We start from the raw sequence: 15,662 nt of genomic DNA on the forward strand, positions 1-15,662 counted from the left end.
GCTTAGTAAGGCGAAGACCTTAGAACTCTTCCCACTCCTCGCTACCGGCCTTCGCGCTTACCTTCGAACGCACCGGCTCCTTGCGGACAGGGGGCGGCGCCTTGGCTGCCGGCGCCGTCAGCCGTGCCGGCGCCATGGCTGGGCGCAGCGGCTGCACACTCTGGGCCGCCATCGCATCGCCCTCGAGCTTGAACACGCCCACCACCTCGTTCAGCGCCACGGTCTGCTCGCGCAGCGCCTGCGCGGCGGCGGCCGCTTCTTCCACCAGCGCCGCGTTCTGCTGGGTCGCGGTGTCCATCTCGGTGACCGCGATGTTGATCTGCTCGATGCCGGCGCCCTGCTCGGCGCTGGCGGCGCTGATCTCGCCCATGATGTCCATCACCCGCTTCACGCTGGCGACGATTTCGTTCATGGTGGTGCCGGTCTCGTTGACCAGCGCGCTGCCCGCTTCCACACGCGCCACCGAGTCGCCGATCAGGGCCTTGATTTCCTTGGCCGCGCTGGCCGAGCGCTGGGCCAGGTTGCGCACTTCGGACGCGACGACCGCAAAGCCGCGGCCCTGCTCGCCCGCGCGCGCCGCCTCGACCGCCGCGTTCAGCGCCAGGATATTGGTCTGGAAGGCGATGCCGTCGATGACGCCGATGATGTCGACGATCTGTTTCGACGACTCGCTGATCGCGCCCATGGTGGTCACCGCGCGCTCGACCACGTCGCCGCCCTTCACCGCCACGTCGCAGGCGCTGATCGCCAGCTGGTTGGCCTGGCGTGCGTTGTCGGCGTTCTGCTTCACGGTCGAGGTCAGCTCCTCGATCGAGGACGCGGTTTCTTCCAGCGCGCCGGCCTGCTGCTCGGTACGCGACGACAGATCCATGTTGCCGCTTGCAATCTCATCCGAAGCAACCGTGATCGTTTCGGCGCCGCTGCGCACCTTGCCGACGATCTGCGTCAGGCTGGCGTTCATGTCCTTCAATGCCTGCAACAGCTGGCCGGTCTCGTCGTTCGACGTCACCTCGATGCGGGCGCGCAGGTCGCCGCCGGCAACCGTCTGCGCGACTTCCACGGCGCGCTCGAGCGGACGCACGATGGAACGCGATACGAACACGCCGGCCACGATGGCGGCGCCCGAACCGAGCGCCATTGCGAGCAGGCTCAGCAGCGTGGCACGCTTGCTGGCCGCTTCGGCCGCCGCGGCGCTGTCGCGGGTGGCGGCAACGATCTGCTGGCTGGCCTGGTCCAGCAGCTCGGCCGGCTCCCGGTCCTTGCCTTTGACCGCCGCATCGCCGGCGGCCGGATCGAAACCGGCGGCGGCAAACTGTTCATAGCCCTTGCGGAAGTCCTGGCCCATCTGCGCATGGGCGCGGCCGAATTGTTCGAGCAGCGTACGCTCCTTGCCCGGCGCCAGTTCGCCATTCAGCTTCGCGAGCTGGGCACCGACTTTGCGCTCGCTGTCCTGGAAAGCCTGCCAGTACTTGTTGCGCTCGGCCTCATCCTTGCCACGCAGGAGGGTGTTCTTCCATTCCTGGATTTGCGTCTTGAAGGTCGAGAGCATGGCCTCGACTTCCTCGGCATGGCTGTAGCTGACCACGGCGCGGTCGTAGGTGGCGATCGAGCCATTCAGTGCCCATAGGCCGAACAGGCCGGCGCAGGCCACGACCAGCGCAACGGCGGCAAAGCAAAGGGGAAGTTTACGACTCAGTTTCATGATGGCCCTGGTTCACGTCAATACGAGTTTTCCAGGCGAGTCTACGGGAGGTTCTATCCAGGCGGCAACAAAAAAACATGCCCTGCAATACGATGCAGACGGAATGTGTGTTTGCCACGACAGAGTTATTTTTACGCCAAGGAGAAACTTGTCGAGGCTGCCACGAACGGGCAGCCTGCGGGGGTGCCGGCTCAGGCCAGCATGGTGGTGGCGCCGCTGGCGAACGAGGCGCGCGCGATGCGTCCGTCGATGACCTCGTACACGCACAGCATCTCGACCGTGCCGCGTCCTTCCGGGAAGTTGCGGTACACCAGTTCCAGGTCGGTGACGAAATTCCCGGCCACGCTGCGTGTCAGGAGCTGGGCGCGCAGGTCCGGCTCGGCGAAGCGCGCTGCATAGCGCGGGCGGATCTGGTCATGGCCCTCGGCCAGCAGCGCGCCATGCAGCGCGAACTGCCGGGCATCCGGCGCATAGGTGGCCATCAGGGCGTCGAGGTCCTTGGCATTGTAGGCCTCTAACTGGGCCTGGACCACGGCTGCTGGAGAAGCGGACATGCGAGACGCCGTCAAAGTAAAACCAGGTTATCGCGGTGCACCAGCTCCGGTCCTTCGATGTAACCGAGGATGGCTTCGATCTCGTGCGAGGAATGGCGCATGATGCGGCGCACTTCGCTGCTGGTGTAGCTGGTCAGGCCGCGCGCGATCGGGGTGCCGTCTTCGCGTACGCAGGTGATCACCTGGCCGCGCCCGAATTCGCCGCGCACCTGGATGACGCCGATCGGCAGCAGCGACTTGCCCTCTTGCGTGAGCTTCTGCACGGCGCCGGCGTCGAGCACGACCTCGCCGGCGGTGTGCAGGTGGTCGACCATCCACTGGCGGCGCGCGGTCAGGCGCGTGGTGGGCGCGTTCAGCTGCGAGCCGATCGCCTCGCCGCCGGCCAGGCGCGTGAGCACGTCCGGTTCGCGGCCCCAGGCAATCACCGTGTGGGCGCCGGAACGGGCGGCACGGCGCGCGGCCAGCACCTTGGTCAGCATGCCGCCGCGGCCGATGCTGCTGCCGGCGCCGCCGGCCATTGCTTCCAGCGCCGGGTCGCCGGCTTCGGCTTGATCAATCAAACGTGCAGCCGGATCCTTGCGCGGATCTGCCGAAAACAGGCCGCGCTGGTCGGTCAGGATCACCAGGGCATCGGCCTCGATGAGATTGGCCACCAGGGCGCCGAGCGTGTCGTTGTCGCCGAACTTGATCTCGTCGGTGACCACCGTGTCGTTCTCGTTGATGATCGGGACCACGCCCAGGCGCAGCAGGGTCGTCAGCGTGGCGCGCGCGTTCAGGTAGCGTTCGCGGTCGGCCAGGTCGGCATGGGTCAGCAGCACCTGCGCCGTTTTCACGCCGTGGGTGGCGAAGCTCGATTCGTAGATTTGCGCCAGGCCCATCTGGCCGACGGCGGCGCAGGCCTGCAGTTCGTGGATGTCGTGCGGGCGGCTGGCGAAGCCGAGGCGCAGCATGCCCTCGGCGATCGCACCGGAGCTGACCAGCACGACCTCTTTACCGAGGCCGCGCAGCGCGGCGATTTGCGTGGCCCAGCGGGCGATGGCCTCGTGGTCGAGGCCGCGGCCTTCATCGGTGACGAGGGAAGAGCCGACCTTGACGATGATGCGGCCGGCTTGGCGAAGACAGGAGAAATGCGCGGAGTTCATGGCGAGAGAGGTTTGGCGCGCGGGCGCAAGGCCAGCAGGGCCAGCCCTGCCAGCAACTCGATCCCGCTCACGATCAACAGGGACCCATGCGGCAGGCCGATCGCGAATGCCGCGACCAGGCGCCCGGCCGGCTGGGCCAGCAGGAAGAATGCAACGAGATCGCCGAGGAAGGGCTGGTCGCCCCGCCTTGCCGCCAGCATAGCCAGTCCCGCGATGGCGAGACGGACTCCGACATAGATGGCGTAGAACTGGCTGTAGCCGTTCACGCCAACGAGAAACAGGCCCATGACCGCCGCGACCATATCGGGGTCGAGCAGGGCCACGAGCGCCGCCAGCGAACTGGCGGTGGCCACCAGCTGCAGCAGCTGGCCGCGCGCCCAGGCACGGGTGAAGGTGAACCCGGGGCGCTTGACGATGACGCGGTCCTCAGTCTTCAAGGATCTTGAAGCGTGGATCGTCGGGATCGATCGAGTTGATGCCGCGCGCTTCCTCGGTCATCTGCGTCGTTTCGTCGACGCGCACTTCGGTGGCGCGCTTTTCTTCCAGGTGCAGGTAGATCGCGTTGATCAGGTCCTGGCAGCCTTCGCGGTTCAGGGCCGAGATCTCGAAGACCGGGCCTTTCCAGGACAGCTTCTTGAGGAAGTCCTTGACCTTCTTCTTGCGCTCTTCCTCGGGAATCATGTCGAGCTTGTTCAGCACGAGCCAGCGCGGCTTGTTCAACAGGTCTTCGTCGTACTTCTCGAGTTCCTTGATCAGCGCCTTGGCTTCCTTCACCGGATCGACGGTCGCCTCGAACGGCGCCAGGTCGACGATGTGCAGCAGCAGGCCGGTACGCGCCAGGTGGCGCAGGAACTGGTGGCCGAGGCCCGCGCCTTCGGCCGCGCCTTCGATCAGGCCCGGGATGTCGGCAATGACGAAGCTCTTCGCGTGCGACACGCGCACCACGCCGAGGTTCGGATGCAGGGTCGTGAACGGGTAGTCGGCGATCTTCGGCTTGGCGTTCGAGACGGCCGTGATGAACGTCGACTTGCCGGCGTTCGGCATGCCCAAGAGGCCCACGTCGGCCAGCACCTTCAGCTCGAGGCGCAGCTGGCGGCGTTCGCCCGGCTTGCCGTCGGTCTTCTGGCGCGGTGCCCGGTTGGTGGACGTCTTGAAGTGGATGTTGCCCCAGCCGCCCTCGCCGCCCTTGGCCAGCAGTTCGGTCTGGCCGTGTTCGGTCAGGTCGGCGATGATTTCGCCGTTCACGTTATCGACGATCAGGGTGCCGACCGGCATGCGCAGGACGACGTCGTCCGCGCCCTTGCCGTAGCAGTCCGAACCACGGCCGGGTTCGCCGTTGCGCGCGGTGTGCACTTTCGAATAACGGAAATCCACCAGGGTATTGATGTTGCGGTCAGCAACCGCCCAGATCGAGCCGCCCTTGCCGCCGTCGCCGCCGTCCGGCCCGCCGAATGGGCGGAACTTTTCGCGCAGGAACGATGCGCAGCCGTTGCCGCCGTCGCCCGCGATGACTTCAATTCTTGCTTCGTCGATAAACTTCATGATGACCGCCAAAAAACTAAAAAGGCTCTACCGTGGGCAGAGCCTTTCGATGGAAGGCTTGCGCCTTACAAGGATGCGCCGCTGTGTGCGGCACTTTGCGTCAATTACGCTGCGACTGCTTCGGCAGCTGCTGCAACGACGGTCACGTACTGCTTCGAACCGACGCCTTGCTTGACGAACTTGACCGTGCCGTTCACCAGGGCGAACAGGGTGTGGTCTTTGCCGAGGCCGACGTTGACGCCTGGACGAACCTGGGTGCCACGCTGACGCACGATGATGCCGCCGGCGTTGATCGCCTGGCCGCCGTACACTTTCACGCCGAGGCGTTTGCTTTCTGAGTCGCGGCCGTTACGGGTAGTGCCGCCGCCTTTTTTGTGTGCCATTTAGTTACTCCTTGATGACTGTTTAAATAGACCGGGGCAATTAGCCGTTGATCGAAACGACTTCGATCTCGGTGAAGTTCTGGCGGTGGCCTTGACGCTTCTGGTAGTGCTTACGACGGCGCATCTTGAAAATGCGGACCTTGTCGTGGCGACCGTGGGAAACGACCTTCACCAGAACCGTCGCGCCTTCGACCAGAGGAGCACCAAACTTGATGCTTTCGCCCGCGCCAACGGCGAGGACCTGATCGATGGAGAGTTCGGAACCAATGTCTGCCGGTATCTGTTCTACTTTAAGTTTTTCGCCAGCGACAACTTTGTATTGCTTGCCACCGGTTTTTATGACCGCGTACATGATTGAAACCTCATCAAATGTTTAAAGAATTCCCACCGGCGCCATTGCGCTGAGCTGGTCTGAAGCCGGGGAACAGAGGATTATACATAGTTCGCCGCATTGCGTCAAAAGCCGGCATCATCCGTCAACAGTGTGTCATCCCAGCAACGACGGGCCTGGGCGCGGGAATGGCTGGGTATTTCCTTACAGTTGGACAAATGGCACGGCTTATGCATGCTTGTCGTATAATCGCCGCACTCAACGCCCTCAACGACTACGCAGGTTCGCCTTGTCCGCCGCTACCCAACACGCTCAACAGAACAATATTACCCAGACGATCGCCGACGACATGGCGGCGGTGAACACGGTGATCCGCCAGCGCCTGCACTCCGACGTTCCCCTGGTGAACCAGATTTCCGAGTACATCATCAGCGCCGGCGGCAAGCGCATCCGCCCCGTGCTGGTGCTGCTGCTGGCGAACGCGCACGGCTACCGGGGCACGGCGCACCACGAACTGGCGGCGGTGGTCGAGTTCATCCACACCGCCACCCTGCTGCACGACGACGTGGTCGACGAATCCTCGATGCGCCGCGGCCGCGAAACGGCGAACGCCCTGTTCGGCAACGCCGCCTCGGTGCTGGTCGGCGACTTCCTGTACTCGCGCTCGTTCCAGATGATGGTGAGCCTGGAAAGCATGCGCGTGATGCAGATCCTGTCCGACGCCACCAACGTCATCGCCGAAGGCGAAGTGCTGCAGCTGCTGAACATGCACAACCCGGACGTGACGCACGAGAGTTACCTCACCGTGATCCGCTCGAAGACTGCCAAGCTGTTCGAGGCCGCCGCCGAGCTGGGCGCCCTGGTGGCCGGCGCCAGCAACGCGCAGATCGCCGCGGCCGGCGAATACGGCCGCTCGCTTGGCACCGCATTCCAGCTGATCGACGACGTGCTGGACTACGCCGGCGACGCCGCCGAGATCGGCAAGAACGTCGGCGACGACCTGCGCGAAGGCAAGCCTACCCTGCCGCTGATCTACCTGATGGAACACGGCACGCCGCAGCAGCGCGAACTGGTGCGCACCTGCATCGAGCAGGGCGACGAGCAGCATTTCGATGCGGTGCTGGCGGCGGTGACGTCGAGCGGTGCGCTCGATTACACGCGCCGCGAAGCGGAGGCGGCGGCACGCCGTGCGGCCGAGTCGATTGCCGATTTGCCGGACAGCGCGTACAAGGACAGCCTGCTCCAGCTCTGCAGCTTTGCAGTTGACAGGAACCACTAAGAATATTTATAGTAATGCCATCCCGAGACGCCGTTTTCCCGGCGTCTCAAACCAGTCGGGGTGTAGCTTAGCCCGGTAGAGCGCTACGTTCGGGACGTAGAGGCCGGAGGTTCGAATCCTCTCACCCCGACCACAGAATTCGAAAGCCAGACCAGGCATCAGCCGGTCTGGCTTTTTTCATATCCGAGGCCATGAATGCGTAAGCTTGCCAGGCGTACTGCCCCCCTTCTCGCTGGAGTGCGCCGGCATTGAAACCGTTTATACGGCACATGCCAATTACTTCCCAGCGCGCGATGCGTACTCGCTGGCGAAGGAGCTTGCCGCGCTGCCTGTCTACTGGTTCCAGGTTCGCTGAACAGGCCCCGCAGAATGTAAAAAAGGCAGATCGACTCGATCTGCCTTTTTCGTTTTTACATGCCTGGGTCAGCGATGGAACCTGAAGCCGCCAGGATGTCTTGACGCTTATGCCAGCTCGGTAACGAACTGCGAAATCGGACGGCGCACTTTCTTCAGGTTGACGAGCCAGTCGCCTTCATCCGCACGATAGCCAACAGGCAGCAGGATCACCGAACGCAGTCCACGTTCGCGCAGATTCAGGATCTCGTCGACCTTGGCCGGATCGAAGCCTTCCATCGGCGTGGCATCCACCTTTTCCTCGGCGGCGGCGATCAGCGCGCTACCCAGGCCGATGTAGGCCTGGCGTGCGGCGTGCTCGAAATTGGTCTCGGCGTCGCGCTGCGGGTAGGTCGACAGCAGTTGCTGGCGGTAGGCTTCCCAACCTTCGTTCTTGAAGCCGCGCTCGTCGTTCACCAGGTCGAACATCGCATTGATGCGCTCGGGCGTGTAGTTATCCCATGCGGCGAATACCAGCAGGTGCGAAGCGTCCGTTACCTGGGACTGGTTCCAGGCATGCGGCTTGATCTGCTCGCGCAGGGCAGGATTGGTCACCACGAACATCTCGTACTGTTGCAGGCCACTGGAACTTGCCGTCAGGCGCACTGCTTCGAGAATGCGGTCGATCTTCTCTTTGGCGACCTTTTTGGCAGGATCCATTTTTTTGGTGGCATAACGCCACTGCAAGGTTTGCAGGAGATCGGACATGCAAATTTCTTTCTATGTGAAGTGAAGAACGCGTCATGATGCCCGACTCGGCGGATTCTTGCCGAGCAGGGCTTGATTTGCCCTCAGCAAGCACTCACTTCACACTTGGATTCGCCGCATGCACCGCTGCCTGCTTTACGCTGCAATACACATGCAGACCCAATACACTGCAGAACCAGCAGGAAAGCCGCCGCTGGCGCGGCGGCCTCTGTTTCGATCAGGCCTGCGTCTTGCGCTGGTCGTCATCCACCAGCTCGAACCACATCGCGTTCAACACCGCGAAAGCGGCCGCCAGCGGCAGGCCGAGCATCCAGGCGAAATACCACATGATCAGACTCCTTTTCTATTTCAATAATTAGTAAGCGTGGCCCTTGCCATCGCGGATGCCGTCGGCATCGACCTTGCCCCACAGGACCTTGTAGACCCAGCTGGTGTAGCCGATGATGATCGGCAGGAAGATGCAGCTACCCACCAGCATGATGAACAGCGTCAGTTGGCTCGACGACGAATCCCACACCGTCAAACTGGCCGCGCCCTGGATCGACGACGGCAGGATGAAGGGGAACATCGATGCCCCCACGCTGAGGATGATGCCGGCGATCGATACACTGCTGAACACCATGGTCAAGCCTTCCCAGCGGCGCGCCAGCCCAAGCAGTGCCAGCAGCGCGCCAGCGAAGCCCAGCACCGGCGCCGCCATCGTCCACGGATGGGCGGCGTAGTTGGCGAACCAGGCGCCGCCCTCCCCCGCTACCGTCTTGAACAGCGGGTTCGAGGCGCCGGTCGTCACGATCTCGCTGGTGATGCGGTAGCCGTCGACGAAGCGCCACAGCACCCAGCCGGCCAGCGCATACAGCACCACCACGGCCGCAGCGGCGCGCATGCCCCAGCTGCGGGCGCGCCAGGCGACGGCGCCCTCGGTCTTCAGCGCCAGCCAGCTGGCACCGTGCATCACCAGCATCGCCACCGACACCAGGCCGCACAGCAGCGCGAACGGGTTGAGCAGGCCGAAGAAGCCGCCGTCGTAGAAGATCTGCATGTCGGGTGCGAAGCGGAACGGCACGCCCTGCAGCACGTTACCGAGGGCCACGCCGAAGATCAGCGAAGGCACGAAGCCGCCCACGAACAGCAGCCAGTCCCAGGTGGCGCGCCAGCGTGCGCCTTCGCGCTTGCTGCGGTACTTGAAGCCGACCGGACGCAGGATCAGCGCAAACAGCACCGCGAACATGGCGAGATAAAAGCCCGAGAACGACACCGCGTACAGCTGCGGCCAGGCGGCGAAGATGGCGCCGCCGCCCAGCACCAGCCAGACCTGGTTGCCTTCCCAGACCGGGCCGATGGAGTTGATCACGACCCGGCGTTCCAGGTCGTTTTTCGCCACGAAGGGCAGCAAGGTGCCGGTGCCGAGGTCGAAGCCGTCGGTGACCGCAAAGGCGATCAGCAGCACGCCCAGCAGGATCCACCAGATGACGCGCAATACGTCGTAGTCGAGCAGTGTATGAAGAATCATGGTTGTTGTCTCCGAAGTGTCAGGATGGCTGCAGGCTGGCGTTGCGCGGCGCCGCGACGCGGACTTCGCCGGCAAGCGGCATGTCCGGTGCATCGTCGGACTCGGGGCCCTTGCGGATGGCTTTCAGCATCAGCTTCATCTCGACGATGATCAGGATCGTGTACAGCACGACAAAGCCGAGCAGCGTGCCGAGCACAGTGCCGATGCCGAGGTTCGACACCGCCACCGCCGTCGGCAGCACGCCCTCGATGGCCCAGGGCTGGCGGCCCAGCTCGGCCACGATCCAGCCGGCTTCGGCGGCGATCCACGGCAGCGGCAGCGACCACACGGCCAGCTTCAGCAGCCATGGGTAGGTGTCAAGCTGGCGGCGCGCCGACAGCACGAAGAACACGGCGGTAAAGGCGATGAAGTAGATGCCCAGGCCGACCATCACGCGGAAGGACCAAAACAGCGGCGCGACCTGGGGCACGGTGTCGCCGGCGGCCTGCGCGATTTGCGCGTCGGTGGCCTGGCGCGGATCGTCGATGTAGCGCTTCAGGAGCAGCGCGTAGCCCAGCTGCTGGCCGTGGGCCTCGAATGTGGCTTGCAGCTCAGCCGGCACCGGGCCCTTGCCGCCGAGCGCGCGGATTTGTTCGAGCGCGTCGTAGGCCACGATGCCCTGGCGGATGCGCGCCTCGGCCAATTGCACGAGGTCGTGGATGCCGGGGATCTGGCCGTCCAGCGAGCGCGTGCCGATCAGGCCCATCACCCAGGGGATGTGGATTGAATAATGGGTCTCGCGCGCGGCCTGGTCGGGGAAGCCGAAGGCGGTAAACGCGGCCGGCGCCGGCTCGGTGTGCCACATGGCCTCGATCGCGGCCAGCTTCATCTTCTGGTGTTCGGTCGACAGGTAGCCGCTTTCGTCGCCCAGCACCACCACCGACAGCGAAGCGGCCAGGCCGAAGGAAGCGGCCACGGTCATCGAGCGCTTGGCCAGATCAAGGTGGCGTCCCTTGAGCAGGAACCAGGCCGAGATGCCGAGCACGAAGAAGGCGGCGATCACGTAGCCGGCCGAGACGGTGTGCACGAACTTGGCCTGGGCCACCGGGTTGGTCAGCACGGCGTAGAAGTCGGTGACTTCCATGCGCATGGTTTGCGGATTGAGGGCGGCGCCGACCGGGTTCTGCATCCAGCCGTTGGCGATCAAGATCCACAGCGCCGAGAAGTTGGTGCCGATGGCGGTCAACCAGGTCACGATCAGGTGGGCGCGCTTCGAGAGCCTGTCCCAGCCGAAGAAGAACAAGCCCACAAAAGTCGCTTCGAGGAAGAAGGCCATCAGGCCTTCGAGCGCGAGCGGGGCGCCGAAGACGTCGCCCACGTAGTGGCTGTAGTAGCTCCAGTTCATCCCGAACTGGAACTCCATCACCAGGCCGGTGGAAACGCCGATGGCGAAGTTAATCCCGAACAAAACGCCCCAGAACTTGGTCATCTGGCGCCAGATGGGGCGGTTGGTCATCACATAGACCGTCTCCATGATGGCAACCAGCATCGACAACCCCAGGGTCAGGGGCACGAACAAAAAGTGGTACAGCGCCGTGAGGGCAAACTGTAGCCGGGAGAGCCCGACGACATCGAGATCCATGGTGAGATCCTTTCTTTTCTTGTTGAAGTGGGTGGGTTCAGTGTTGACGCAGGCGTGCAAGCGCCGCGTCGTAGTCAGGGGTGCCGCGCCGCAGGTCGGCCACGATGCGCCCGCCCTGCATCACGAGCAGGCGTTCGGCCAGCGCGGCTTCGCGCCGCAGATGGGTGGCGATCAGCAGGGTGCGGCCTTCGCCGTGGCGGGCGAGGCGCGCCAGCACGTCGGCGGCGGTGGCGCCGTCCAGGCCTTCGGTCGGCTCGTCGAGCAGCCAGAAGGCGGCATCGCGCAGCAGCAGGCGCGCCAGCGCCAGGCGCCGCGACTGCCCGCCCGACAGGCCCAGGCCGCCCTCGCCCAGCGGCGTGTCCAGGCCCTGCGCCAGGCGGCGCACGTCCTCGGCCAGGCCGGCCGCCTGCAGCACGCTCCACAACTGGGCGTCGCAGGCTTGCGGGTCGGCCAGGCGCAGGTTGTCGCGCAGGCTGTCCTGGAACAGTTCGGTGCGCTGGGTCAGCCAGGTGCAAGGCGATGCCGCCACCCGGCCCGACTGCGGCGCCAGTTCGCCGGCGGCCAGCGCCAGCAGTGTCGACTTGCCGGCGCCGCTGGCACCGATCACGGCAACGCGTTCGCCGGCGGAGATGCGCAGGTCGATGGTGTGCAGCGCGGGCTGGGCACGGCCGGCGTGGGTGACGCCCACCCGGTCCATGCGCAGTGCTTCGCCTGCCTCGGTGCGGCCGGCAGCCTGCGTCTGCATGGCGTCTTCGCGCAGGCGCGGCGCCAGGCGGCGTGCGGCCAGCGCGCTGCGCGCCGCCTCGATGGCGCCGCGGCGCAGCGCCGCGAACGGCTCCAGTGCGGCCAGTGCGGTGAGCAGGGCCAGCGCGGCCAGCGGCGCATCGAGCCTGCCCTGCCCTGCCAGCGCACCGGCCGCCAGCAGCACCAGGGCCACCGTCGCGTGGCCGGCCACGGCGTGCAGCCAGCCGGCACGGGTCTCCAGCCGGTGCAGCGCGTCGTCGCCGCGCGCCAGGCGGGCGTCGGTCTGCTGCAGGGCCGCGCATTGCGCTGGCAAGCGGCCGGCCAGGGCCAGGTCGGTCTGGCCGGCGCTCAGGTCGATGGCGCCGGCGCGCAGGCGCTCGGTCAGCTGCACGCGGCGCAGCGCCAGCGGACGGGCGCGGCCTGCGGTCCAGGCGGCGACGCCCCAGCCGCATGCCAGCAGCCAGACACATACAAACAGGCCCAGCCGCCAGTCGAGGATGGCGAGCAGCAGGCCGGCCAGCAGCGCCGCGCCGAAGGTGGCGGCCAGCGGCACCAGCAGGCGCAGGTAGACCGCTTCCAGGGCGTCGATGTCGCCGGTCAGGCGAAACAGCAGGCGGCCAGGGCGCAGCAGCAGCGCGCGTGCGGCCTGCGGTTCGGCCCAGCCGCGGAACAGTTTGACGCGCAGCGATGCCAGCACGCCGAGAGTGGCGTCATGGGTCACCAGGCGCTCGGCATAGCGGCCGAAGGTGCGGCCAAGTGCCAGCAGGCGAATGCCGGCGCTCGGCACGAAGACGTTGAAGGCCAGGGCCGCCGTGGCCGACAAGCCGGCCAGGCCGGTCGCCGTGATGAACCAGCCGGAGACGCCCAGCAGCGCGATCCCCGCCAGCACGGTGAGGGTGGACAGGCCGGCGCCCAGCAGCAGGCGGCGCGCATCGCTGCGCATGAACAGGCGCAGCACGGTAACGAAGTCGTGGTGGTGTTTCATGCTGCTTGCTCCTGCATGGCGTGCTCACCGATGCGCACGATGCGGCCGATGCGCGCCGCGAGCGCCAGGTCGTGGGTGGCGACGACCAGCGTGCGGCCGCGCGCCAGCTCAAACAGCGCATCGACGACGCCGGCGGCGGTGTCGCGGTCGAGGTGGGCGGTGGGTTCGTCGGCCAGCAGCAGGCTGGCGTGCGGGGCGACGGCGGCGCGCGCCAGCGCCAGGCGCACCAGTTCGCCGCCGGACAGGCCGGTGCCGCCCTCGCCCAGCGCCTCGTGCGGCGCCGCATGTTCGACCTCGGCCAGGCCGGCGCGGCGCACTGCCGCCGTTACCGCCAGCGGCGTTACGCCGGCGCGGCCCAGCGCCACGTTGCCGCGCACGGTGCCGGCGAACACGTGCGGCTTCTGGCCGACCCAGGCCATGCGCGTGCGCAGGCCGGCGGCGCTGCCGTCGTCCAGAACGGCGCCGCCGATGCGGATACTGCCGCCTTGCGCCTGCGCCAGGCCGGCGACCAGCGACAGCAGCGTGGTCTTGCCGCTGCCGCTGGCGCCGACCAGGGCGACGTGTTCGCCCGGTGCGATATCGAGCGTGAAGCCATCGAACAGCGGCGCTTCGCCGGGGTGGGCAAAGCGCAGGCCGGCAATCGACAGGCCCGGTGCGGCGATGCTGCTTGCGGTTGCATCGCTGGCGTCGTGCAGGGCGCCAGGCAGGAGCGGCGCTGGCGCCTGCAGCTTGTGCAGCGCCTCGAGCGCCGCTGCGCCCGCGGCCTTGTCGTGCCAGGCCGCGGCCAGGTCGCGCAGCGGCTCGAAAAAGGCCGGCGCCAGCATCAGGATGAACATGCCCTGCTCCAGGCTCAGGCGCAGGCCCCAGCTGCCGCCGTCGATCTGGCCGAGCAGGTGGAAGCCGACGTACACCGCCACCAGGGCGACGGCCAGCGCCGAGAACAGTTCCAGCGCGGTCGAGGAGAGAAAGGCGATGCGCAGCACGCGCATGGTGCCCTGGCGCAGGGCCTGGGCGGTGTCGTGCAGGCGGCGCGCGGTGGCGTCGACGGCGCCGAGCGCGCGCAGGGTCGACAGGCCGCGCAGGCGGTCGAGCAGGAAGCCGTTCATGCCGCCGGCAAGCTGCAGTTGCGCTTCGCTGGCGGCCTTGGCGCGCCAGCCGATGACGGCCATGAAGAGGGGGATCAGCGGCGCGGCCAGCACCAGGATCAGCGCCGCCACCCACGACAAGTAAGCCACCGCCAGCGCGATCATCGGCGGCACCAGCATGACGCGCCAGCGCGCGCCCTGGTAGCGCAGCAGCCAGGGCAGCACGGCCTCGGCCTGCTCGGCCAGGATGCTGGCGGCCTGGCCCGAGGCGGGACGCGTGCGGTCCAGCGGCGTGCGGCGCGCCAGGGCGTGGGCGGCGCCGGCACGCAGGCCGCTCAGCCAGCTGCGCGCGGCGGCGAACACGCGGCGCGCGCCCCAGGCGTCGAGGCTGGCGCGGGCCAGGCCCAGCAGCAGGAAGCTGAATGCCGGAAGGATCACCGAGTCCAGGCCGGCGCCATCGGCAAGGCGGCCGACGGCCTTGGCCAGCAGTGCGGCCTGGGCGATCCACAGCAGCGCGGCAGCGCCTTGCGCCAGCGCGCCGAGGCGGCTGCCGGCGGGCTGGGAACGTACATTGTTGGCGCTGTCCTGGGCTGCAGGGGCGTGCGCGGCCGCGCCACGGCGTCTGTTCAAGAGCATGGTTCTTCTCCGGGGTTCTGGGGTGCGGCGCCTCTCGTCGAGTGGCCGCGTGTTCAGGTGTTACCGGGTCAGGGCGGCGGCGAGCAGCCGGCGTGGATGGAACAGGCGGCGTTGCCGGTCCGCCGGCTCAGGCGGGGAAGAAGGTCGGGAAGGAGCAGAGCATGGCCTTGCGGGAGCGCCAGGGCGGCGGTCCGGAAAACGGTACGACGGGTACGATGCGAATCCATTCTCTCAGCTCTGCAGTGATACCGGCCGGGACGCAGCCCGTGCCGCACAGGTTTCACAACCTGTAAAAACTTCTGAATTTTCAGAAAACATTGAAAGTATGCAGCAGAAGTTTTGTATTGTCACGAGAAGGCCAGCAACTTAGTCGGGAATTGGTGCGCCGCAGCGACCGCTGGCTGCATGACCGCACCCGGTGCGTGAGATAATCGACTTTTCCAAATTTCGAAAAGTTCTCGACCGTGACGCCATTAGTCCAGAGTTTTGTCAGCCACTTCGGCGAGATGGGTAGCCGCTGGGGCATCAACCGCACCGTGGGGCAGATCTATGCCCTGCTCTTCGTGACCGAGCAGCAGTTGCACGCAGACGACATCGGCGAAAAGCTGGGTATCTCGCGCTCGAACGTGAGCATCGGGCTGAAGGAATTGCAGTCCTGGGGCCTGGTGCGCCTGAGCCGCATTCCCGGCGACCGCCGCGAATATTTCACTTCGCTGGGCGACGTCTGGGAAATCTTCCGCGTGGTGGCAGCCGAGCGGCGCCGGCGCGAAGTGGCGCCGACCCTGTCGGTGCTGCGCGAATCGTTGCTGATCAAGGCCAAGACGCCCGAGGACATGTTCGCCCAGCAGCGCATGGGCGAGATGCATGAGTTGGTGGACCTGGCGAATAACTGGTTCGATGATTTGCAGCGCCTGTCGCCGGAATCGCTGGCGCAGCTGATGAAGATGGGGGCCAAGGTGCAGCGTTTATTGACTGTCAAGGATCGCCTGCTGGGGAACGGGAAGGCGAAAGAGGACGAGTGAACGGCTGAGTTGCGGCGCCGCAACA

The 15,662-nt window shown here is 66.2% G+C and carries 15 protein-coding genes and 1 tRNA gene; 3 read left to right on the forward strand and 13 right to left on the reverse strand.

Going from position 1 to position 15,662, the window contains the following annotated elements:
- Nucleotides 1-19: 19 nt before the first annotated feature.
- The 7 genes from ACWYRN_RS03100 to rplU form a co-directional block, all read right to left on the reverse strand.
- Nucleotides 20-1,702: a methyl-accepting chemotaxis protein gene (locus tag ACWYRN_RS03100; protein ID WP_488691078.1), complete on the reverse strand. Its 1,683-nt coding sequence runs from the start codon at nt 1,700-1,702 to the stop codon at nt 20-22.
- A gap of 191 nt (nt 1,703-1,893) precedes the next feature.
- Nucleotides 1,894-2,256: a nuclear transport factor 2 family protein gene (locus ACWYRN_RS03105; RefSeq protein WP_488691079.1), complete on the reverse strand. Its 363-nt coding sequence runs from the start codon at nt 2,254-2,256 to the stop codon at nt 1,894-1,896.
- A gap of 11 nt (nt 2,257-2,267) precedes the next feature.
- Complete coding sequence (proB, locus tag ACWYRN_RS03110) at nt 2,268-3,398, reverse strand: glutamate 5-kinase (protein ID WP_488691080.1); 1,131 nt, start codon at nt 3,396-3,398, stop codon at nt 2,268-2,270.
- Nucleotides 3,395-3,835, reverse strand: a complete 441-nt coding sequence (locus ACWYRN_RS03115) for a hypothetical protein (protein ID WP_488691081.1) — start codon at nt 3,833-3,835, stop codon at nt 3,395-3,397. Before ACWYRN_RS03115 ends, proB begins: the two co-directional genes overlap by 4 nt.
- Complete coding sequence (gene obgE, locus ACWYRN_RS03120) at nt 3,825-4,940, reverse strand: GTPase ObgE (RefSeq protein WP_488691082.1); 1,116 nt, start codon at nt 4,938-4,940, stop codon at nt 3,825-3,827. The genes ACWYRN_RS03115 and obgE overlap by 11 nt, the downstream gene beginning before the upstream one ends.
- Before the next feature lie 104 nt (nt 4,941-5,044).
- Nucleotides 5,045-5,323, reverse strand: coding sequence for a 50S ribosomal protein L27 (gene rpmA / locus ACWYRN_RS03125; protein ID WP_229437869.1), 279 nt, complete (start codon nt 5,321-5,323; stop codon nt 5,045-5,047).
- Nucleotides 5,324-5,363: 40 nt separating this feature from the next.
- Nucleotides 5,364-5,675, reverse strand: a complete 312-nt coding sequence (gene rplU / locus ACWYRN_RS03130; protein WP_136220275.1) for a 50S ribosomal protein L21 — start codon at nt 5,673-5,675, stop codon at nt 5,364-5,366.
- A 268-nt stretch (nt 5,676-5,943) separates the two neighbouring features.
- On the opposite strand from rplU, the gene ispB reads away from it, so the two are divergent.
- Nucleotides 5,944-6,933, forward strand: a complete 990-nt coding sequence (gene ispB, locus ACWYRN_RS03135; protein ID WP_488691083.1) for an octaprenyl diphosphate synthase — start codon at nt 5,944-5,946, stop codon at nt 6,931-6,933.
- 56 nt (nt 6,934-6,989) lie between these two features.
- Nucleotides 6,990-7,066 (forward strand) — tRNA-Pro (locus ACWYRN_RS03140).
- A gap of 329 nt (nt 7,067-7,395) precedes the next feature.
- On the opposite strand, the gene ACWYRN_RS03145 is transcribed toward ACWYRN_RS03140, so the two are convergent.
- The 6 genes from ACWYRN_RS03145 to cydD all read right to left on the reverse strand — a co-directional run bounded on the left by ACWYRN_RS03145 (nt 7,396) and on the right by cydD (nt 14,615).
- The gene (locus tag ACWYRN_RS03145; protein ID WP_488691084.1) at nt 7,396-8,034 is read right to left on the reverse strand and encodes an NAD(P)H-dependent oxidoreductase; all 639 of its coding nucleotides are present in this window, start codon (nt 8,032-8,034) and stop codon (nt 7,396-7,398) included.
- Nucleotides 8,035-8,251: 217 nt separating this feature from the next.
- The gene (cydX, locus tag ACWYRN_RS03150; RefSeq protein WP_488691085.1) at nt 8,252-8,362 is read right to left on the reverse strand and encodes a cytochrome bd-I oxidase subunit CydX; all 111 of its coding nucleotides are present in this window, start codon (nt 8,360-8,362) and stop codon (nt 8,252-8,254) included.
- A gap of 27 nt (nt 8,363-8,389) precedes the next feature.
- Nucleotides 8,390-9,544 (reverse strand): cytochrome d ubiquinol oxidase subunit II, encoded by a 1,155-nt coding sequence (cydB, locus tag ACWYRN_RS03155; protein ID WP_488691086.1) that lies wholly within the window; start codon nt 9,542-9,544, stop codon nt 8,390-8,392.
- A gap of 19 nt (nt 9,545-9,563) precedes the next feature.
- A complete protein-coding gene (locus ACWYRN_RS03160) occupies nt 9,564-11,165 on the reverse strand; it encodes a cytochrome ubiquinol oxidase subunit I (RefSeq protein ID WP_488691087.1) in 1,602 nt (533 codons plus the stop codon).
- 37 nt (nt 11,166-11,202) lie between these two features.
- On the reverse strand, nt 11,203-12,894 hold the full coding sequence (cydC, locus tag ACWYRN_RS03165) for a thiol reductant ABC exporter subunit CydC (RefSeq protein WP_488691088.1): 1,692 nt from the start codon (nt 12,892-12,894) through the stop codon (nt 11,203-11,205).
- Complete coding sequence (cydD, locus tag ACWYRN_RS03170) at nt 12,891-14,615, reverse strand: thiol reductant ABC exporter subunit CydD (protein ID WP_488691089.1); 1,725 nt, start codon at nt 14,613-14,615, stop codon at nt 12,891-12,893. The genes cydC and cydD overlap by 4 nt, the downstream gene beginning before the upstream one ends.
- 506 nt (nt 14,616-15,121) lie before the next feature.
- On the opposite strand from cydD, the gene ACWYRN_RS03175 reads away from it, so the two are divergent.
- Complete coding sequence (locus ACWYRN_RS03175) at nt 15,122-15,637, forward strand: GbsR/MarR family transcriptional regulator (protein ID WP_488692767.1); 516 nt, start codon at nt 15,122-15,124, stop codon at nt 15,635-15,637.
- Nucleotides 15,638-15,662: the final 25 nt, after the last annotated feature.

This window comes from Massilia sp. BAP21, from assembly GCF_057801335.1.